This is a genomic window from Kribbella sancticallisti (genome assembly GCF_039530625.1).
Lineage (GTDB): Bacteria > Actinomycetota > Actinomycetes > Propionibacteriales > Kribbellaceae > Kribbella > Kribbella sancticallisti.
The window spans coordinates 495,994-515,234 of sequence record NZ_BAAAOS010000020.1 but is presented as its reverse complement, the minus strand read 5'-3'; the positions used below and the strand labels follow the sequence as shown (position 1 = coordinate 515,234).

Sequence of the window (19,241 nt, the reverse complement as noted above, 5' to 3'; positions counted from 1 at the left end):
AGTCACACTGGTGCGGGTGAGCCCGCAGAAGTGTAAGGCGCGGGGTCTTCGGGTGCCGGTGGATTGTTGCTGCGAGCACGTGGGTCTGTGTCCTGGCAGAGGGCCCTCCGGACGGCGCAGGTCGCGGGTGTCGCGGCGGGGGTTTGTGCCGGAGGGAGTGCTCGATGGAGGTGTTGTTCGAACGGGTGGCGGGTCTGGATGTCGGCAAGGCGTCGGTCACGGTCTGCGTGCGTATTCCGGGGAAGCGGCAGGGGAGCCGGTCGTCGGTGACGCGGACGTTCAAGACCACGACCGGGTCGTTGCAGGTGATGCGCGACTGGTTGCTCGAGAACGCGGTGACGGTCGCGGCGATGGAGTCGACGTCGACGTATTGGAAGCCGCCGTTCTATTGCCTTGAGGAGTCGATGGAGGTCTGGCTGTTGAACGCCGCGCATATGAAGGCGGTGCCGGGCCGCAAGACCGACGTGCGTGATGCGGAGTGGATCGCCCAGCTGCTCGAGCACGGTCTGTTGTCGCCGTCGTTCGTGCCGCCGCCTCCGATCCGTCGGTTGCGGATGCTGACCCGCTACCGGATGCAGCTGATGGGCGACCGGACCCGCGAGGCCGTTCGGTTGGAGCTGATGTTGGAGGACGCCTCGATCAAGCTGTCAGCGGTCGCGTCGTCGGTGACGACGGTCTCGGCGCGGGCCATGTTGCGGGCGATGATCGACGGTGAGCGCGACGCGCGGGTGCTGGCCGAGATGGCGAAGGGCAGGATGCGTTCGAAGATCCCTGATCTGGCTCAAGCGCTCGAGGGACACTTCGATGGTCACCATGCACGGATGGCCGGCGCGATCTTGGATCGGCTCGAGTTGGTCGAGCACGCGCTGGCCGACCTTGATGAGGCGATCCGGGCAGAGTGCCGGCCGTGGGCGCACGAGATCGAGTTGCTGCAGACCATCCCCGGCGTCGGGGAGCGGACCGCCCAAGTGATCGTGGCCGAGACCGGCGCGGACATGTCGAGGTTCGGTTCGGCTGCCAAGCTCGCGGCCTGGGCCGGTGTCGCGCCCGGGATCTATGAGTCGGCCGGTAAGCGCACCCCGACCGGGAAGCGGCACGGGAACAAGTGGCTGACCGCGATGCTGGTCGAGGCAGCTGGCTCGGTGGGCCGGATGCACGGCAAGAACTATCTCGCCGCGCAGCACGCCCGGCTGACCAAACGTCGTGGCGCCGGTCGAGCGCAGATCGCGGTCGCGCACTCCATCCTCGTCGCCGTGTTCCACATGCTCGCCAGGAACGAGCCCTACCGCGATCTCGGCGCGGACTGGCTCGGCCGCCGCAACGACGAAGCGCACACTCGACGCCTCGTCGCACAACTCGAGAGACTCGGACACAGCGTCCAACTCGACCCCATCGCATAACCCAGCCACCCCAAAGCGTGTCGGGCAAGCCCGACGCGCTGACGTGCCTGCGCTCCAACATCTGATTCACGGGTCTGTGCCGGTGGTCACCCTGCTCGGCTCGGCGGGAAAGTCGTGGTGCGGCCATCGAGGGGGAGGGGGTTGAGGTAGACCTGGTTGACCGGCGACGAGGTGGTGTGCGTTCGAGGCCCTGAACTCGTCCTCACATGCGATGCTGGCGTGGTGGAGGATGGCGTGCTCGGGGAGCTTCGGTTGCCGTCGCCGGTGGTCGAGATTGCGGATCACCGGCTGCGGGGTTCGGGCGTGCGGGTTCTGCTGAAGCGGGATGACCTGATTCATCCGGAAGTGCCGGGCAACAAGTGGCGGAAGTTGAAGTACAACATCGCGGCGGCTCGGGAGCGCGGGTTCGGGACTTTGCTGACGTTTGGTGGGGCGTATTCGAATCACATCCGAGCGACGGCTGCGGTGGGGGCGTACTGCGGGTTCGAGACGATCGGAGTGATCCGGGGCGACGAACACCTGCCGCTCAACTCCTCGCTGCAGTACGCGGTCTCGTGCGGGATGCGGCTGACGTATCTGGACCGGACGACGTACCGGGCGAAGACGTCGGATGCTGTGATCGATGCGTTGCATCGAGAGTTCGGCGACTTCTACCTGATCCCGGAAGGTGGGAGCAACGCGGACGCCGTACGCGGGTGTGCGGAGTTGCCGGCGGAGCTGGACGCGTCCGTGGACGTCGTGTTCTGCGCGGTGGGGACCGGTGGGACGCTCGCTGGTGTGGCGGCCGGGGTGCGCGCGGATCAGTTGGTGGTCGGGGTTCCGGTACTGAAGGGTGGCGGGTTCCTGGAGGAGGAGATCGTTCGGCTGCAGGAGCAGGTGTACGGCGCGCGTACCGGATCGTGGCGGCTGGCGTGTGACTACCACTTCGGCGGCTACGCCAAGCGGACCCCGGAGCTCGACGAGTTCGTTGACGACTTCGAGGCGCGGCACGGCCTGCGGTTGGACTGGGTGTACGAGGCGAAGATGATGTACGCGCTGGTCGATCAGGTGGCGCGCGGCGTGTTCCCGCGGGGTACAACGATCGTGGGGTTGATCAGCGGGTCCGGCGACGTGCCGGACATTGGTTAGGCTTCGAGCCACTCCAGGTGCCAGTCGCCGGAGTTGACGATGAAGTTCTTGCCGAAGCCGAGCCAGCGGCCGTTCATGCCGCGGGCGTGCGGGCTGACGACGAGCTGGATGGTGCCGTGGTAGACTGCGCCGCGGTAGTAGCCGGTGGATGCTGTTCGCTCTTTCCAGGTTCCGGTGGCGATGGCTCCGCTGACCGACAGGTCGAGTGTCAATCGTGATTCGCCGTCGGCGGGATCGTTGGTGCCGTGGAGCCGGCTGTCCGTGTGGTGGAGGCGGATGGTGTGTTCGCCTTGCAGGTTGGCGTCGCGGCCGGAGGAGAAGTAGCTGTACCGGGAGAGCCAGAGGCCGCTGAGGTTGCCGCTGGTGGCGCGCGCTGTATCGAGGTCCGAGTGGTCGGCCAGATCGATGACGAGGTCGGCGACGGAGCACTGGTGCAACTCGGCCAGGCGGGTGAGGACGTCGAGGGAGGGTGCGCAGCCGGTCGACGCGGGCCACTGCTCCCAGCAGGAGAAGTTCTTGAAGGTCTTGGGGTCGTCCGGCCAGTGCTGGTTCCATTGGTCGGCAGCGTCGCGCTGGCTCCAGTCGTGGGCGAGGCGGAACCGAGTCCTAGACTGGCCGCAACCGCTCACTTTTCAACCGCCGGAAACGACCAGAGTTAGAGCGCCGCCGACAGGCTGATGGCCTGCTGTGCGCTCGTCAGATCCACGGTCAAATCTTCCCTTCGCTCGCGGGGAGGAGGCCGCGACGACTCGCTTGCCGAATGGGCGGGAGCCGACTACACGGGTGAGAACGGGCGTCGCTTTCCCGGCCAGGCCCCTTCGAATAGCCGGCGCGTGGTCAGAGACCGCCAATCTCGAGGGGCCCCACCACATCCGGTGGAGCCACACGGGGTGGGGAAATTCAGTGAGCAGGTCTGGGGAGATTCAGACGAGCGCCGTCACCGTCGCGGGCAAAGCCTCGGTGAAGCGCAACAGGTTCGTCAGCGTCACCGGCGGGACGAAGAAAGGTCAACCGTGACCTCGCCGCGCAACCGATCTATCACCACAAGCGCGACTCGATCGAGGCCCACCTGACCATCGTCTTCGCCGCCCCCGCGGTCTCGCGCTGGATCGAGGACACCACGGGCTGGTCGATCAAGAAGTTCGTCCGCACTGCCCGCCGCTACCGCACCATCGAGATCCAGGCCGGCGCTCACACCATCACTGCCGCCGACCCGCGACCCAATGAACTGCGCGAGATCCTGCGAACGATCCACGGCCACGACAGTGCGCACTAACTTGGCACAAGTCAGGTCTCACCCACTGAACCTCGGGACCGCAAGGATCTGTCGGACCCCAAGGGATCCAGGGGTTTCCAGCAAGAACGGCGCTGACGGCCCAAACGGTCGCGACGGACACGCTGCGCGGCGTGTCACGCGACGCCAGGTAGGTCGTCAAGGCGCTGACTAACGGTCCTCTTCAAGAAGGTAGGCCCGGGCAGTAGGGTGAGGAGAGTCAAGCCGCTCGGGCACGAGGGAGCACCAGGGACAGAGGCTGCGATGCCGTGCCGGGCACCCCCTGGGACCTGCTGACAGCGCTGAATCACCCGTGTTGGTTGAGACCGGATATGCGCTTCAGGTATTCGTCCTCGTCGATCTCACCTGCGGCGTAACGGCGCCGCAGCATGTCCTCGGGACTCTCGACCTCAGGCCGGCCGGGAGGGGCGTCAACGGCGTTGCTCGCACGGCGCACCATCCACACCGTCGTCACCACACCGGCCACGACTATCACCACGCCGGCTACCGCCCATAGGAGCATCCATGCCCACATGTCGCCATGCATGATCCCAGTCATCTGCCCGGCTCGCCCTTGCTTCGGAGTGGATCCGTCGCCGTGCATGTACTAACTTCCGTCGTAGCTGGGCACGTGACGACCGGCTGGCGACCGTCAGCCGGCGTTCGGTTCTGGAGAATCGTCAGCCGGATACTTGTCCATGAATGTCTTCAGGGCCGCGCCGCTGATGTCGCCGCAGTACTGGCGATTGGCCTTCTGGGCTTCCGGGGGTCCGCCGCTCCAGTGGGCGAAGGCGATGTTCTTGCCGGCGGGCCAGGCGTCGCCGCCGTCCTTGGTGGTGTAAGGCGCGGCGATGAACTTGCCGGCCTGCGTCTGCGAGTCGCCGAAGGACTTTGCGAGGCGTTCGATCACGGCCGTCTTCTCGCTGTCGCCGGCAATCGTGTCGTTGTACCACAGGATGGTGTAGCCGTGCTCGAGGTTGTGGACCAGGTTGCCCAGCGCCGGGCGGTCGTCGGCGGTGTAGAACTTCCGGCTGAACGGCGCCCACGTCTGGTAGTGCGGGCCGGATGAAGGCGGCGAGGTCGCGTACGCGATCGCCGTACCGTCGGGCTTGTGGTCGCTGCTCCCGCTGGCTGCACTTTCGACGATGTCACCGCAGGAGGCCTGGTCAGCGGGGACGCCGATTTCGGCGGTCGGCGTCGACTTGGCGCGGGAGTCCTGGACGAGCTTGATGGCGGGATAGGCAACGATGCCCAGACCGACGACCAGACACACAGCGATGATGAGGATCGTACGGCGTCGGTCGGAGCGGGCCTGGTCGCGCTGCATTTGCTCGATCAGCTGCCGACGGGACTGCTTGCCTTTGCTGCTCACGACAACACGACCTCTCTCAACCGCGGTAGCGAAGGGCGAACGTGCGTCCGCCGTCGGTGGACGCGTGGATTCCTGAATCGGTGGCGGCGTACACCCCTCTGCTTGCCGTCAGCAACCAGTGCCTGAGGCTGGCCTTCCAGCGAGCCGCGTTGCTGCCAGCTCGCACCGGCATCGGCGCTCATCATCACCGCGCCGGTGACGGTTACGCCGTACAGCAGCTGCGTTGCTGGCCAGGCCAGATAGGCGACAGGTGGCGCGTCCTTGACGGGAGCGAAGGAACGGCCGCCGTCGGTACTGCGCGCCAGGCCGTACTCTTCCGTGGCGGCAAGGACTGTTTCCGGAGCGGCGGGGCTGACGGCGAAGTCGAGCATCGGCGTGCCGCTGCGGTCCTCCCAGGTGCGGCGATCGTTGCTCACCATGAACCGTGCTGTGCCGGAATCGAAGCCGTAGACAGAACCGTGCGCGACCTTCAGCGCGTGGAAGTCGGCCACCCCCTCGAGCGACAGGTTCTGCCAGGTCTGCCCGGCGTCGGCGCTCTCGATCAGCCCGAGGCGGGCCGGCTTGTTCTCGCGTTCGTCGGGGTGCCCGCTGCCGAGGAAGTGCTGTGGACCGACGACCGTGAATCCCATCGTGTCCTGGTATCGGTCCGCGATCCGGGTGGCCGTCACGGACTCCGGGATGCGGAAGACACCGAAGTGCGTCGCGGCGTACAGCGTCCCGTCGGACGGGTCGATCCCGAGCCCGTGAGCGTGGGCCACACCCGGATCGCCACTGTCCGAACCAGCCGGGCCGCCGCCGTCCCCGATCACCCGGGGCAGGACGAGCGCCAGCGCCACGGAGAAGACCAGCACCGAACCGAGGATCAACCAGGTGCTCTTGCTGGTGCCCGCACCCGGCGCAGACGTGGCAGGGGCCTTCCCCTGTCCGGTCGCCTTGGGTCCTGTGCGTGCCATCTACGGAGCTCCCTGGCCTCGTCGCGTCGACATACGAAGGACGATAGTAGATCGCCGTCAGTTCCCACGATTCATGGCCAGCGCTGCATCAGCAACGCGGGTCGTGCGTGTCGCAACTCAGGAGCGGACGAGGCGAGCGATGGCGTCGGAGGCTTCCTTCACCTTGAGCTCGGCGGCCTCCGAATCGTTGGCAGCAGCGGCCCCGGCGACACAGTGCGCCAGGTGCTCGTCGAGCAGGCCGATCGCGACTGCTTCCAGTGCCTGCGTCATCGCCGGCACCTGTGCGAGGACGTCGATGCAGTTACCGTGGCTGGATTCCGTGTCGCTCATGTCCGCTCCCTTCCTGCCGAGAACCGTACCCCCCTCGGGTATCTGAAGCAACCATAACGCCTGTGATCCAGATTACTCATGGGGGTACTTGGAGATCGCTCAGCCGATCGTTGCTTCGAGCTACCGTAGGTAGGCTGCCATACCCTGGTATGGTATGACCATCGATCATCCAGCTCCGCAAGAGGAGACACAAGTGCGACGCCTGCAACCACTGACGCCGGACGAAGCCCCCGCCGGATCGAGCGAGATCCTGACGGACATCGCCTCCAGGCACGGCGGCCTGGGCGCCATGGTGGCCACCATGGCGCACTCGCCCGCGGTACTGCGCGGGTACCTCGATCTCTCCGCAGCGATCAAACGGGTCAAGATCCCGCGGGCCCTGAGCGAGAAACTGTCGCTCGCCGTTCAGGAGTGGATCGGCTGCGATCTCTGCCTCGAGGCGCACAGTGCGGCGGGGCGGAAGGTGGGCCTGACCGACACCGATATCGAACTGGCGCGGCAAGGAACATCGGTCGACGCGCGGGAGGCCGTGCTGCTCGACTTCGCGGTCCGCGTCCTGGCTGAGCCCTCCTCGATCGGCGACGAGGATCTGACCGTCCTGCGCGACAACGGCTGGAGCGACAGGGTCATCACCGAAGTCGTCGGGCTGGTCAGCCTCAACCTTCTCACCGGCGCGTTCAACCTGGTGGCCGGTCTGCATCCCGAAGAAGCGAAGCCGGCCTGATGCTTACGTGACCTGCCCCGGCGTGCGCCGGCGGTAGGCGGCCAGTTTGCTCCGGGTCTGCAGCCGTCACTGCAGTACCGCCGGGAGCCCCGAACCGAGCCCTTCGCGTGGGTTACCGAACAGGTGAACCCGTCGATCGCCTCGCTGTCTATGCCGTGACTTCCGTACGCTCGGCGGCATCCGTGGAGTTGTACTGGGTTCGGGCAGGGCCGATCAGAAGGCCTACAGCGGTGAGGATCACGGCCGTGCCCAGCACCAGACCAAGCGTCAGCGGTTCGTCGAGCCACAGCACGCCGATGACAGAACCCGCGATCGGGACGATCAAGGTCACGGTCGACGCCGCTACAGGGCCTGCCGCGCGGATGATCCAGAAATAGAGCAGGTACCCGCCGGCCGTGGCGCCGGCCCCGACCACGAGGACGGCCGATGCCGCCGCGGCGGTCACCGGACCGCGTGGCGGCGCCATGGCACTGGCCGGGATCAGCAGGAGCGCGGCGGCCAACTGCTGTCCCGTGGCGAGTACCAACGGGCGTGTCTCGGCGAACCGTACCTGCGTGTAGACGCCACCCAGCGCGTAGAGCAGACCCGCGGTCAGCGAGGCCGCGATGGCCAGCGCAGTGGACCAGTCGAGGTCGAGCGAAGCCCCGCCGACCAGGATCACGACCCCGAGGATCCCGATGGCGACACCGACGGCCTTCCGACGGTTCACCGCTTGGTGCAGCCAGACGGCGGCGACACCCACCGCGAACAGGGGAGTGGACGCGTTCAGTACCGCGGCAAGGGACGCGTTGAGCGAGACGATCGAGGTCGCGACAAGGGTCAGCGGCAGGGCCACGTTGAACGCGGCGAGCAGCAACAGTGGGCCGATCGCGCCTCCCACAGCGCGCCAGGCGGTTCTCGCCGTCCGCACGTTCAAGGTGATGACTGCAGCCAGAATCGTCGCGGCCACCTGCACCCGGCCATGCGTCACTCCAGCCGCTCCGAGACTCGGAGCGGCGACCCGGATCAGCGGGAACGAACTGCCCCAGAGACCGCCCAGCAGCACAACCGCAGCGAATACCCGCCACCCCGGCCTGCCCGCAGCCGTGACCTGGCGCGTCATCAAGCAGCTCCCCGCGAGCGCCGGGCGCCTTGGCGGGAGCTGCTCACCCCGGACCGCCGACGCCTGTCCGGAACCCCGTCGAGGAGGCCCGCGATGCGTCTGGTCAGCGAGGCCTGGTTGCGCCATCCGAGGAAGCGCTCGACCGGCTGCCCTCCGGAGAAGAGAGCAACCGTGGGGAAGCCCACGATGCGGAAGCGGCTGGCGAGATCCGGCAGCCGGTCGGCATCGACACGCACGCTGCGGCCGGGTCGGCCCAGAAGACGCCAGGCGGCCGACAGCCTTGCCCGGTGCTCGTGACAGCCGGTGCAGGCCTCGTTCTCGAAGGCCACGACCATCGGTGCCCGGGAGTCCATGACGAGCCGGGCAAATGCCGCTTCGTCCCTGATGTCGATCCAGTCAGACATGTGACCCCTCCGGTTCATGTTCGGACGTCAGCTGCTGTGGCAACGTACATCATACCCCTATAGGGTATCAAGCGGACATCGTTAGGCTCCGAGGTTGACACCGCTCCCGAAATCCCCGATACCGGGAATACCCTAGGAGGGTAAGGCATCGGGGCGGATGTATCGGCGCCCCGGCCGCACCATCGACCGGCCCGCGCCGTACGAAGAAGAAGGGAGTTTCGCGATGAGAAAGTTGCCTTTGGCCATCTGGGCGATGGTGATCAGCGCGTTCGCCATGGGGGCTGACGAGTTCATCGTCGCCGGCGTGGTCCGGGAGATCGCGGCGGATCTCGAGGTGACCTACGGTGCCGTCGGGGGGTTGGAGAGCGTCTATGCCCTGGGGTGGCGATCGGTGCCCCGGTCTTCACCGCCATCGGCATCCGGTTCGGCAGGCGCTCGATGTTGTTGCTCACCACCACGAGCTTCTTGCTCGGCAACATCCTATCGGCACTGGGGTCGAACTATGAAGTCATCATGGCCGGGCGCATCGTGTCGGCCGCGGCGCACGGCGCGTTCCTCGGGATCGCGGCGGTCTACGCGGTGGAGCTTGTCGACCGGGCACGCAAGGGCCGTGCTGTGGCGATCGTCTTCTCAGGACTGACCGCCTCGACCGTTCTGGGTGCACCGATCGGTGCCGCGGTCGGCCAGCTGTTCGGATGGCGGTACACCTTCTGGACGATGGTGGTCTTCGGCGGTATCGCGTTGGTCGGCTTGATGGCCCCGCTCCCGGCAAAGTCGGCCACGTCGACCGGTGATCACCCGGCCGGTCACGGTGACCACAACTCGGCGGGCATGGTCACGGGCAGGCCGACCATCACGGTCATGATGCTGCCGAGCCGGGCAGCGAATTCGACGGACTCGACGACCACGCGTTGGCTCACTTGGGCGGCGGCGGACACGGTCCGACCATGCGCGAGCAGGTCGGAGCACTGATCAAGCCCGCGGTCTGGGGTGCGCAGTCCTGAGCGTCCCCGACCACCAACAGAAAGATAGGAGAACACCATGACCACAGGACCACTCCTCATCGCGTACGACGGGTCGCCCGACGCGCGAGCGGCCATCAGTGAAGTCGCCAGGCTCCTCCCGGGCTCCCGGGCGATCGTCCTGTACGCCCGCCAGCCGATCGAAGGCCTCGCCGCTCACGTCGAGGGCCACCCCGCCCTCGAGAATCTCAACGGCATCGAGGAAGCCACCCTCGACGCCTCAGAACGCATTGCCTACGAAGGCGCCGAGTTGGCCCGCGCCGCCGGCCTGGATGCCAAGCCCAGGGTCTCGTCCAGTCTGGCCACCGCGTCGGAGGCGATCGTCGACGCCGCGGACGAGGTCGACGCCGCCCTGATCGTGCTCGGCTCCCGCGGCCGCCGCGGACTGCGGGCGGCAGTGCTCGGGAGTACGTCGACCAATGTGCTCCACCACACCCGCCGAGCAATCCTTGTCATCCCCTCCGAGGCGGTCGCCGCGGCCCGGAGGCAACAACTCAGCGCCGAGCGCGTCTGAGAACTCGACATGATGACCCGGCCGGCACTGCTGACAGCAACCGTCAGCAGTGCCGGTCCTGGTAGTCGGGTGCAACCAGGGCCGGCGAGCAGCTGCTACCCGTGATCGCTCGACTGGGCCTCGAACCACGCGTGGATGCCCTTGACGAGTTGCGGCTCCTCCGTGGAGTAGCTGAGGGTCGCTCCGTCCTCGAGCTGTTCGTAACGGACGTCGACGCGTGCGGCTCCCGCGCGCAACTCGGCAAGTCCCGGCATGTCGTGGCCGTGAATGGCCGCCGGATCCGCGAAGTCGCCGCGGGTGAACTTTGTGGCCTCCTCGCGCAGGTGCCCGCGGATCAGCTCGATCTGGGTCGTGTCGGCCGGGTCGTTCGCGGTCACCGTCTGCACGCCGCCGGTCGCGTTCTTGCTGAACACATGCGTCGTCCTGGTGAGATCGAACGGCATCACGTCGGCACCTCGGGCTGCCACCTCCGCCCGCCGATCGGCAAGATCGCCGCCACGCGTAGCGAGCCACCATCCCGTGGCAGCCACGGCGACAAGGGCAACCATCACCACCAGCGGCCATGGTTTCCGCCGCACTCCTCGGCTGAGGGGCGAGAGCTTCGGGTCAGTCACAGGCTGCCTCCGTCAGAAGTTTGAGAGCGTGCAGGACCGTCTGCCGCTCGGCCTCGGGTACGCGCTCGAGCAACCGGAACATGCGGTCACGCCGAGCCTGGGTGAGACGCCCGTACAGGAGGGTGCCGGACTCGGTCAGCCGAAGCAGCACCACGCGGCCGTCGTCCGGCTGACCGCGATCGCGTTGCACCCAGTCGTGTTCCAGCAGCTGCCCGACGAGCCGGCTGACCGTGCTCTTCGACAGCCGCAGCGCGGCGCCCAGGTCCGATTGTGTGAGCGATCCGGCGTTACCGATCTCGGTCAGGGCATGCGCCTGCGAGACCGACAGTGGAACACCGCACGGCGTCATCTCCGCCTGGTGCAAGCCGAACTCGCGAACGAACGAGACGATGCCGGCCTGCAACTCGTTGACCTCGGATCCGCTGACCGTTCGGTTCTGCTCGCCAGACATAGTTCGACCATACAACTAGAAAGTTCGATGACACAACTAGTTGACGACATGGTGGAGTACGCCGGCGACGGTGAGGCCGGCGGCTTCGGCCCGGGCCGGGACGTCGTACCAGGCGCGTCCGATCGTCGGCGGGTCCACGAGGGAGCCCGCCGCCCACAGCTGGCGCGGCGGGCGACGTCTACAGTGCGCGCACGCCGGGCCAGGGGTTGGGACGGCAGCCTGCGAGTCCCTTCGTTTGCTGCATCATGACCGGAGCCGGCTCGCCGGGTGTGTGACAGGTCGCGTGCTGGTTTCCGAGTGCGTGGCCGACTTCGTGGTTGACCAGGTAGGCGCGGTAAGCCGAGAGCTGCCCTCGGTAGTCCGGGGTGCCGTTCGCCCAGCGCTGTGCGTTCAGGACCACTCGATCATTGATCCGGCAGGAGAACTGCCTGTCAGTGTCGAGTGGCTTGCACAGCCTGTCGGTGGTCGCCGGCGAGGCCACGATGATGCGCAGCTGCGCCGCGCGCCCGGTGCGCTCGAATGCGATCTTGTGGATCGGCTGCCAGCCGCGCGGGTCGGTCAAGGTGCCGTGGACGGTGGCCGCTACGTCTGCGGGATCGAACGGAACGCCTTCCTCGATCTCCACTCGATAGGTGAACCGGCGTCCAGGTCCCTTGGCTGCAGCAGGCTCGGAAAACGTTCGAAGTTTTCCGCTGCCGGCAATCGGAATCGTGGCAACCGGCAGGCGGGCCCCGCCACGAGATGGCCGACTGGGAGTACTGGCAGTGGTCCGGGGCTGTTGGGAAACGGCGGTGTGGGGTGACGGTGCCGCCGTGCTGGGTTGCGTGACGAAGGAAATGGCCAGGCCGGAGCCGACGTCGCCGAAATGCAGACCCGTGCCGGCGAGGGCCAGGAGGACGGCCCCGACAGCCGTCAGGACGACGCCGGCCGGACGACGCTTGGCTCCCGCGGCACGGCGAGCCTGGCGGCGGTGCCGTGGACTGGAGGCCATGGCACCTCACTCTAGGGCAGGCCCGTCGCCAGGACGGAGACGGTGCCGGGCGGCATCCATGGCCAGCTCCTAGAGGTGATAGTAATTGTGGCGGGGTCGTTGCGGGAGGTCGGTAGAGCTGCGCGACCATAGGTGGGCAGGCGTCGTCACTGCAGCGTCTCCTGCGCCAACTCCCTGCCGGCTGAATCGAATCGATGACGGGCTGGTCGCGACCAGCGTGATCCAGGTGGGGAGGTAGTGGTGGAGTCCGGGGCGGTAGGTCGACCGGTGGTCAGCGGAGTTCGGGTAGGCCTTACGAGCCGTGATCGCTGGGATCGGATCAGTAAGGCGACGTTGGGTGGCGTGGCTGCTGCGATTGCCCTGCTGGTCGTCGGCGTCCCGCGGGTGGACCTGCACGGTCCTTTGCACTACCTCGGAGTGATGGACCCCTTCTGCGGCGGAACCCGGGCGATGTTCCTGCTCCTCTCCGGGCACCCTGCTGAGGCCGCGACATACAACCCGATCGTGTTCCCACTCGCTGCGATGACGGTGCTGGCGATCGTACGGATCGGTGTCGGCTGGTCGACTGGACGGTGGGTGGATGTGCGCCTGTCCAGAAACTGGCGTCGTGCGCTGATCGCTGTGTGTATTCTCGCCCTCGCCGCCTTGGAGATCCGCCAGCAACTGCACGCGGACCTGCTCATGCAGGCCTGGAACCGATAGACCCATCTGGGCATCGGCCGGTCGCAAGGCGCCGACCATGGCTGTCGCGTGGTCTCCAAGGGGATCCCGCCCTGCGTGGAGGCTTGACATATACCCCTAGGGTGTATATGTATAGTACCCCTAGGGGGTATCGCGGCGGATATGCATCAACCAAAGAGACGTACTTCGAAAGGAACCACCATGGCGCGGGTCAGCAAGTCCCTGCCGGCCGATGAGACGTCCGGTCCTCCTGCGGCTCACGAGCACGCGGCTCACGGCGAGCACGCAGCTCACGGGCACAGCGGCTACGGCCATGCAGACCACGGGCATCCAGGGCACCACGAGATGGCAGCTCACTCCGGCGCGCACGCGGGTCATGGTGCGCATGGCGGGCATGACAAGCACGCGGGCCATGACCCGGAGGCGTTTCGCAGGAAGTTCTGGCTGAGCCTGCTGCTGACGTTGCCGATCGTTGCGACCAGTCACATGGTGATGGACTGGTTCGGCTACACCCTGGACTTCCCGGGCATGGCCTGGGTCGGGCCGCTACTCGGTTCGTTCGTCTTCTTCTACGGCGGCTGGCCGTTCCTGGTCGGCGGCGTACGGGAGGCGCGCGACAAGGCGCCCGGCATGATGCTGCTGATCTCGATGGCGATCACGGTGGCCTATGTGGCGTCGCTGGCCACCAGCCTCGGGGTCTTCGATCTGGACTTCTGGTGGGAACTGGCGGCGCTGGTCACCATCATGCTGCTCGGTCACTGGCAGGAGATGAAGGCGATCGGTCAGGCACAGGGCGCGTTGGCTGCATTGGCTGCGCTCTTGCCCGACGACGCCGAGCGGGTGACCGACGACGGCGTGGAGAAGGTCTCGGTGGCCGACCTGCGGGTCGGAGACGTGGTCCTGGTGCGGTCGGGAGCACGGGTCCCTGCGGACGGCACGGTCGTGGATGGTGCGGCCGAGCTGGACGAGTCGATGATCACCGGTGAGTCGCGTCCGGTGTCGCGGGCGGTGGGCGACCGGGTGGTGGCCGGCACCGTGGCGACCGACTCGGCGCTTCGGGTCAGCATCGACGCCGTCGGCGACGACACCGCGTTGGCCGGTATCCAGCGCTTGGTTGCCCAGGCTCAGGCGTCCAGTGGCCGCGCGCAGGTGCTGGCCGACCGGTTCGCCGCGATGCTGTTCTACATCGCGACCGCCGCCGCGGCGATCACTTTCGCCGCCTGGTGGCTGTTGGGCAGCCTGAGCGAATCGGTGGTCCGAACCGTCACGGTTCTGGTCATCGCCTGCCCCCACGCGCTGGGTCTGGCCATCCCGCTGGTGATCGCGCTGTCGACGGCCGTCGCGGCCAAGAACGGGATCCTGGTCAAGGACCGGCTCGCGCTGGAGCGGATGCGGACGGTCGACGCGGTCCTGTTCGACAAGACCGGGACCCTGACCAAGGGCGCTCACACCGTCACCGCGGTCGCTGCCGGCGGAGGCGTCACCGAGGACGACGTACTGCGGATCGCCGGCGCGGTGGAGGCGGACAGCGAACACCCGCTCGCCCGCGCGATCGTGGCAGCGGCCGACGCGCGCGCAGGACGCGCGACGGCTCGGGAGTTCCGGTCGTTGACCGGTCGTGGTGTCCAGGCCGAGGTCGACGGTACGACGTACGCGGTCGGCGGGCCCGCGCTGCTGCGGGAGCTGGGTGCGACGGTGCCGGAGGAGCTGAGCCGGCCCGCCGAGGAGTGGTCGGGTCGCGGGGCCGCGGTTCTGTACCTGCTGGAGCTCGGTGCCGACGGCAAGAGTTCGGTGATGGGAGCTGTGGCGCTCGAGGACGAGGTCCGGCCGGAGGCACGCGAGGCGATCGAGCAGTTGCGGGCGATCGGTGTCACGAAGATCGTGATGATCACCGGTGACGCGAAGCCGGTGGCCGAGGCGGTCGCCGCGGACCTCGGGTTCCGCGAGGGTGTCGACGAGGTGTTCGCCGAGGTGCTGCCGGCCGACAAGGACCAGGCGGTGGCCGAACTGCAGGCACGCGGCCTGACGGTGGCGATGGTCGGCGACGGTGTCAACGACGCGCCGGCGCTCGCCCGCGCCGATGTCGGCATCGCCATCGGGGCCGGTACGGACGTCGCCATCGAATCCGCAGGCGTCGTGCTGGCTTCGTCCGACCCGCGCGGAGTGACCGGCGTGATCCGGTTGTCGAAGGCGTCGTACCGCAAGATGATCCAGAACCTCGCCTGGGCGGCCGGTTACAACATCGCCGCGATTCCGCTCGCGGCAGGCGTGTTCGCCTGGGCAGGTCTCACCCTCAGCCCAGCCGTCGGCGCCGTACTGATGTCGGTCTCGACCATCGTGGTCGCGCTCAATGCGCAGTTGCTGCGCCGGGTTCGGCTGGCGCCTGACCGCGCCTGAGCAGTCGATCGGGGCGGCTGTCCGTACAGGGCAGCCGCCCCAGCCGCTCGGGTGCTGGGGAAGCGTTGGCAGTTCAGCCGACGCCGCAGTAGTCGATGCCGGCGGCAATGAGGGCGGGGAGGACAGCGACCAGCGCAGGGGCCAGGACGACGGCGATGACGAGGCCGCGGAGTGTGCCGCGTGCGCCGCGGCGCAGCGGGGTCTGATGTTCGGTGAGCCGCTCGAGGCGGAGCTGGATCGCTTCGCTGCCGAGGGCGAGGGCAGCCGCCGGGGGAGTGGCGTCGGCCAGCAGCAGGATGGCGTTCGCGATGGCCGAGCGGGTGTGCTGGCAGCTTGCACGGTCGTCGGCCGAGAGCTCGACCAGTCGCCGGACCTGGACGGAGCCCCACACGAAGACGGGGATCCGGGGGAATGCGCGGCGCAGGCCGTCGAAGAAGGCGACCAGCAGATGATGGCGGCCGCGCAGGTGCGCCCGCTCGTGTGCCAGCACTGCGGCCAGCTCGTCTCGGCTGAGCACCGCGAGGGCAGTGCTGGTCACGACGATGCTGTGACCGCGGCCAGGCAGGCAGAACGCCGCGGGCGCCGGATGGTCCAGGACGAGTACGTCGAGCTCGGCGTCGCGACTCGCGACGAGGTCGAGCACCTGCAGTTGACGCCGGCGGTGCCGAGCGGCTTGTCGCAGGGTGGCCGCAAGACCCCAGACCGTCCTGGTCGACACGATTGCCAGCACTGCCAAGGCAACGGTCGTGGTGACAGCTCCGCCCGGCGTCGCGTACGCCTTGCGCAAGTTGGTCACGCAGATGTGGAAGATTTCGGCGAGGTCGGTGCTCTCCAGGTGGAGCCTCACCGAGAGTGCGGCTGCGCCCAGGACGATCGAGGACACGACCGAAACGGCGATGGCGAACCAGGCCGCGATGGCCAGCATCGGTGCGCGGGTGGGCCACCTGGCCTCTCGGAGCAGCCAGGCGCCGGCGGTCGCGATCAACGCGGCGTACCCGAAGAGGGTAACGGCGACGATCATTGTCTGCGTCCGCTGGACTGGTCGGAGCTGGCTGTGGTCCGCAGCATCCTACGGAGCCGCGAGACCTCGTTCGCCGGCATCTGCTCGACGAAGCGGAGCAACGCGGCCGTTGGGTCCCCACTGTCCGCCAGTGCTTCACCCATCAGCTCGGCGGCGTAGTCCGCCCGGCTTCTGGTCGGCCAGTAGATGTGTGCGCGGCCCTCCCGCTCGCGGGCGAGAAACCCCTTGCCGTGCAGGTTGTCCATGACGGTCAGGACCGTCGTGTAGGCCAGCGGCCGAGGCGTCCGGATGCCGTCCAGAACCATTCGGACCGTCGCCGGGCCGTCCTGGTTCCACAGGTGGTCCATGATGACCGATTCCAGCTCACCGAATCCACGCATCGTGCCATCGTCCCCTCAGCTGCAGTCCTGCCGACTGTACCGGTGCGGCGGTCACTAGGCCGACCATGTCGTTCCGGAATCGGTGCTGGCCTCGCCGGCGGCGTGGCAAGCGGCCTGGCCGCCGGGCGGCGATCGGTCGCTGTCCTTCTGGTCATCGCTGACGGTCTCCTGCCGAGGGCGTGATCGGATCCCGGTGTCGCCGATCAACAACTATGATGCATAGTAGGCGCTATGAGCTCGGTGCGCCGCCGCAGGATCGTCCTCGTACGGATCGTGTTCCTGCTCGGGCTCCTGGCCCTCGGCTTGTTCATGACCGCCGAGGCCGGACTGTTCGGCCATGGGGAGCTCAAGCGTGGGCCCGCGCCGGACGACGGTCGCGGCCCACAGACGGGGTTGACACGCTATCCGTATGGCCGTTCCGTGAGCCCACCGCTGGAGGGTACGACGCTCGACGGCGCGCGGTTCGATCTGGCAGAACTGCGGGGGAATGTTGTCGTGATCAACGTGTGGGGATCGTGGTGCAACCCGTGCCGGGCCGAGATGCCCGATCTGGTGCGGGTGGCCCGCGAAACGGCCGCGTTGCCTGTCCGCTTCGTTGGCATCGACACCCGCGACAACGAGGCTGCTGCGCGCGCCTTCGTCCGCACTTACACCGTTCCGTACCCGAGTGTCGTCGACATCGATGGTCAGGTCTTGCCGGCGTTCAACAAGGTCCTGCCGATGAGTGCGGTGCCGAGCACGTTGGTAGTGGACCGCGAGGGCCGGATCGCGGCTCGCGTGATCGGCCGGACGGACTACTCGACTGTTCGAGGTCTGGTGGACGACCTCCTTGCGGAACCATCCACGGAGGCCGCTGCTCGAGGTGGTCCCCGGTGAACCCGGGTGAGCTGGTGTACTACGGCCCGCTGCTGGTTGCCATCCCGATCGCCGCGGCCGCCGGACTCGTCTCGTTCCTCAGTCCCTGCTGCCTGCCGCTCCTGCCGGGATATCTGGCGTACGTCACCGGCAACGCGGGCGCCGAGGCGAACGAGCCGGCGAAGCCGGTGCCAGTGACCGTCGGTGCCGGACCGGCACAGGATCGCCCAGCGGTGGCCCGGCGCCGTCTTCGAATGCCCGGCCGTACGGTGACGGGAACGGTGTTGTTCGTCCTGGGGTTTGCGGCGATGTTCACCAGCTACGGCGCAGCCTTCGGCGCGATCGGGACTGTGCTGCTGGTTCATCAGACGACGGTGACCAGAGTGCTCGGTGTGGTCACGATCCTGTTGGGGTTGATGTTTGCCGGCTTCGGCAGCCGGATTCCGATCATGGGCCGCACCTTCAGGATCGGGTACCGGCCCAAGGCCGGCCTAGCCGGTGCACCGCTGCTGGGTGTGTTGTTCGGCGTCGGCTGGACGCCGTGCATCGGGCCGACGCTGGCCGCCATCCTCGCATTGTCGACGGGTGCCGGCGGTGCGGCGCGCGGCGCCACGCTGTCGTTCGCCTACAGCCTCGGTCTCGGCATCCCGTTCGTGCTGGCTGCTGCCGGTGCCCAGCGCGCCTTCAGGTTGTACGCCGTGGCGCGCCGCCACGCCCGGTCGGTGATGCGGATCGGAGGGTGCCTCCTGATCCTTGTGGGTCTGCTCGAGGTCAGCGGTCTCTGGGCCGAACTCATCTCCCGCCTGCAGGTCCTCGTGGTCACCTGGCAGCCGCCGCTGTGACGGATGGAGCAGGACCTGAACGGCAACCAAGCCCGAGTTCCCGCCCCTGAAATGACGAGGTCCCCTGTGCAGCAATCCTCGGTGCCTGAGCGCACTCCGACCCAGCGGATGCCCGCCCAGCGTGCCCGGAGGCGCTCCAGCGTCGCGCGGCATCGGGTCGCACAGCTGACAGCTCCGGACCTGGTCTCGATGTGCCAGGGTTCTCGTTGAGCCGGTGATCTACTATCCTGCCTAGGAGATCGCGAGTTGATGGGTGGGAGGCGGCGTGCGGGCGTACTGGACCATGCGACTGCTGCCTGTCGTCCTCGCGCTCGCGGTGTCTGTCGGCCTGTTGGCCACCGTTGCGCATTCGCCGGATCACGGGGCGGGGGACCACCCGGCTGTGAGCGCGGTGGCCGGCGGCCATCACTGTTCGGCCGCGCCGGCGGTCGGGCAATCGGACCCGATGGGCCATGAGGCGATCCCGGTCCTCGATCCGGCGTCCGACTCGGGCGGCCACTCGAATGTTGCCTTGTGCCTGGCTGCCCTGCTGGTCGTGATCGGGGGACTGCTTGCCGGGTTGAGGCTGTTGGTCTCTTCCGCGCCGAAATGGCTGATGCGACGACCGTCGCCCCTGCGAGTGCGACTGGAGTCGATCAGCGCCGTTCTGCAGGCGCCTGACGTGGTTCGCCTCTCGCGATTGTTGATCTAGGCCGCTCTCAAGTCATCTCCACAATCCGTCGTCACTCTCCTCCTCACCATCGGCGCGTGCCGGTGCGTGCAGTCGAGGACGTCCGAGGAGTACTTG

23 protein-coding genes and 1 pseudogene are annotated in these 19,241 nt (G+C 67.6%); 12 read left to right on the top strand and 12 right to left on the bottom strand.

What is annotated here, in order from left to right:
* Positions 1-164: 164 nt before the first annotated feature.
* Positions 165-1,400: an IS110 family RNA-guided transposase gene (locus tag ABD255_RS19165; protein ID WP_344215739.1), complete on the top strand. Its 1,236-nt coding sequence runs from the start codon at positions 165-167 to the stop codon at positions 1,398-1,400.
* Positions 1,401-1,619: 219 nt separating this feature from the next.
* Positions 1,620-2,528, top strand: a complete 909-nt coding sequence (locus tag ABD255_RS19160; RefSeq protein WP_344215737.1) for a 1-aminocyclopropane-1-carboxylate deaminase/D-cysteine desulfhydrase — start codon at positions 1,620-1,622, stop codon at positions 2,526-2,528.
* On the opposite strand, the gene ABD255_RS19155 is transcribed toward ABD255_RS19160, so the two are convergent.
* Positions 2,525-3,157 (bottom strand): hypothetical protein, encoded by a 633-nt coding sequence (locus ABD255_RS19155; protein ID WP_344215735.1) that lies wholly within the window; start codon positions 3,155-3,157, stop codon positions 2,525-2,527. The two genes, ABD255_RS19160 and ABD255_RS19155, sit on opposite strands and share 4 nt — an antisense overlap.
* Positions 3,158-3,528: 371 nt before the next feature.
* Here ABD255_RS19155 and ABD255_RS19150 point away from each other — a divergent pair.
* Positions 3,529-3,804: pseudogene (locus ABD255_RS19150) on the top strand (IS1634 family transposase); the annotation flags it as partial.
* 304 nt (positions 3,805-4,108) lie between these two features.
* Here the strand turns inward: ABD255_RS19150 and ABD255_RS19145 are convergent.
* The 4 genes from ABD255_RS19145 to ABD255_RS19130 form a co-directional block, all read right to left on the bottom strand.
* Entirely contained in the window at positions 4,109-4,360 is a 252-nt protein-coding gene (locus tag ABD255_RS19145; protein ID WP_344215733.1) for an SHOCT domain-containing protein, read from the bottom strand.
* Positions 4,361-4,453: 93 nt separating this feature from the next.
* Positions 4,454-5,173 (bottom strand): DUF3105 domain-containing protein, encoded by a 720-nt coding sequence (locus ABD255_RS19140; RefSeq protein WP_344215731.1) that lies wholly within the window; start codon positions 5,171-5,173, stop codon positions 4,454-4,456.
* Positions 5,170-6,126, bottom strand: coding sequence for a F510_1955 family glycosylhydrolase (locus tag ABD255_RS19135; RefSeq protein WP_344215729.1), 957 nt, complete (start codon positions 6,124-6,126; stop codon positions 5,170-5,172). The genes ABD255_RS19140 and ABD255_RS19135 overlap by 4 nt, the downstream gene beginning before the upstream one ends.
* Before the next feature lie 117 nt (positions 6,127-6,243).
* Complete coding sequence (locus ABD255_RS19130) at positions 6,244-6,456, bottom strand: metal-sensing transcriptional repressor (RefSeq protein ID WP_425554462.1); 213 nt, start codon at positions 6,454-6,456, stop codon at positions 6,244-6,246.
* Positions 6,457-6,649: 193 nt separating this feature from the next.
* Between ABD255_RS19130 and ABD255_RS19125 the strand changes: the two genes are divergently transcribed.
* Positions 6,650-7,180: a carboxymuconolactone decarboxylase family protein gene (locus ABD255_RS19125; RefSeq protein ID WP_344215727.1), complete on the top strand. Its 531-nt coding sequence runs from the start codon at positions 6,650-6,652 to the stop codon at positions 7,178-7,180.
* 148 nt (positions 7,181-7,328) lie between these two features.
* Here the strand turns inward: ABD255_RS19125 and ABD255_RS19120 are convergent, their stop codons facing one another.
* Positions 7,329-8,282, bottom strand: coding sequence for a DMT family transporter (locus ABD255_RS19120; RefSeq protein WP_344215725.1), 954 nt, complete (start codon positions 8,280-8,282; stop codon positions 7,329-7,331).
* Positions 8,282-8,686, bottom strand: a complete 405-nt coding sequence (locus ABD255_RS19115) for a thioredoxin family protein (protein WP_344215723.1) — start codon at positions 8,684-8,686, stop codon at positions 8,282-8,284. The genes ABD255_RS19120 and ABD255_RS19115 overlap by 1 nt, the downstream gene beginning before the upstream one ends.
* Positions 8,687-9,067: 381 nt before the next feature.
* Between ABD255_RS19115 and ABD255_RS19110 the strand changes: the two genes are divergently transcribed.
* Positions 9,068-9,658, top strand: a complete 591-nt coding sequence (locus ABD255_RS19110) for an MFS transporter (protein WP_344215720.1) — start codon at positions 9,068-9,070, stop codon at positions 9,656-9,658.
* A 69-nt stretch (positions 9,659-9,727) separates the two neighbouring features.
* Positions 9,728-10,222 (top strand): universal stress protein, encoded by a 495-nt coding sequence (locus ABD255_RS19105; RefSeq protein WP_344215718.1) that lies wholly within the window; start codon positions 9,728-9,730, stop codon positions 10,220-10,222.
* Positions 10,223-10,317: 95 nt separating this feature from the next.
* Here ABD255_RS19105 and ABD255_RS19100 read toward each other — a convergent pair whose 3' ends face one another.
* The 3 genes from ABD255_RS19100 to ABD255_RS19090 form a co-directional block, all read right to left on the bottom strand.
* Positions 10,318-10,836: a hypothetical protein gene (locus ABD255_RS19100; RefSeq protein WP_344215716.1), complete on the bottom strand. Its 519-nt coding sequence runs from the start codon at positions 10,834-10,836 to the stop codon at positions 10,318-10,320.
* Entirely contained in the window at positions 10,829-11,287 is a 459-nt protein-coding gene (locus ABD255_RS19095) for a MarR family winged helix-turn-helix transcriptional regulator (protein WP_344215714.1), read from the bottom strand. Before ABD255_RS19095 ends, ABD255_RS19100 begins: the two co-directional genes overlap by 8 nt.
* A 178-nt stretch (positions 11,288-11,465) precedes the next feature.
* Positions 11,466-11,990 carry a DUF3152 domain-containing protein gene (locus ABD255_RS19090; RefSeq protein ID WP_344215842.1) on the bottom strand — a complete coding sequence of 175 codons (525 nt, stop codon included), beginning with the start codon at positions 11,988-11,990 and terminating at the stop codon, positions 11,466-11,468.
* A gap of 117 nt (positions 11,991-12,107) precedes the next feature.
* Here ABD255_RS19090 and ABD255_RS19085 point away from each other — a divergent pair, with 117 nt between their 5' ends.
* The 3 genes from ABD255_RS19085 (at position 12,108) to ABD255_RS19075 (ending at position 15,356) form a co-directional block, all read left to right on the top strand.
* Positions 12,108-12,293, top strand: a complete 186-nt coding sequence (locus ABD255_RS19085; protein ID WP_344215846.1) for a hypothetical protein — start codon at positions 12,108-12,110, stop codon at positions 12,291-12,293.
* A 327-nt stretch (positions 12,294-12,620) separates the two neighbouring features.
* Positions 12,621-12,980, top strand: a complete 360-nt coding sequence (locus tag ABD255_RS19080) for a DUF2752 domain-containing protein (RefSeq protein ID WP_344215712.1) — start codon at positions 12,621-12,623, stop codon at positions 12,978-12,980.
* 180 nt (positions 12,981-13,160) lie between these two features.
* Positions 13,161-15,356, top strand: a complete 2,196-nt coding sequence (locus ABD255_RS19075; protein WP_344215710.1) for a copper-translocating P-type ATPase — start codon at positions 13,161-13,163, stop codon at positions 15,354-15,356.
* 73 nt (positions 15,357-15,429) lie between these two features.
* Here ABD255_RS19075 and ABD255_RS19070 read toward each other — a convergent pair whose 3' ends face one another.
* Both ABD255_RS19070 and ABD255_RS19065 read right to left on the bottom strand, forming a co-directional pair.
* Positions 15,430-16,377 carry a M56 family metallopeptidase gene (locus ABD255_RS19070; RefSeq protein WP_344215708.1) on the bottom strand — a complete coding sequence of 316 codons (948 nt, stop codon included), beginning with the start codon at positions 16,375-16,377 and terminating at the stop codon, positions 15,430-15,432.
* A complete protein-coding gene (locus ABD255_RS19065; protein WP_344215706.1) occupies positions 16,374-16,757 on the bottom strand; it encodes a BlaI/MecI/CopY family transcriptional regulator in 384 nt (127 codons plus the stop codon). The genes ABD255_RS19070 and ABD255_RS19065 overlap by 4 nt, the downstream gene beginning before the upstream one ends.
* Before the next feature lie 231 nt (positions 16,758-16,988).
* Between ABD255_RS19065 and ABD255_RS19060 the strand changes: the two genes are divergently transcribed.
* From ABD255_RS19060 to ABD255_RS19050, 3 genes are all read left to right on the top strand, one after another.
* Positions 16,989-17,633 (top strand): TlpA family protein disulfide reductase, encoded by a 645-nt coding sequence (locus ABD255_RS19060; RefSeq protein ID WP_344215704.1) that lies wholly within the window; start codon positions 16,989-16,991, stop codon positions 17,631-17,633.
* Complete coding sequence (locus tag ABD255_RS19055) at positions 17,630-18,454, top strand: cytochrome c biogenesis CcdA family protein (protein WP_344215702.1); 825 nt, start codon at positions 17,630-17,632, stop codon at positions 18,452-18,454. The genes ABD255_RS19060 and ABD255_RS19055 overlap by 4 nt, the downstream gene beginning before the upstream one ends.
* Positions 18,455-18,719: 265 nt before the next feature.
* Complete coding sequence (locus ABD255_RS19050; RefSeq protein WP_344215701.1) at positions 18,720-19,145, top strand: hypothetical protein; 426 nt, start codon at positions 18,720-18,722, stop codon at positions 19,143-19,145.
* Positions 19,146-19,241 lie beyond the last annotated feature (96 nt).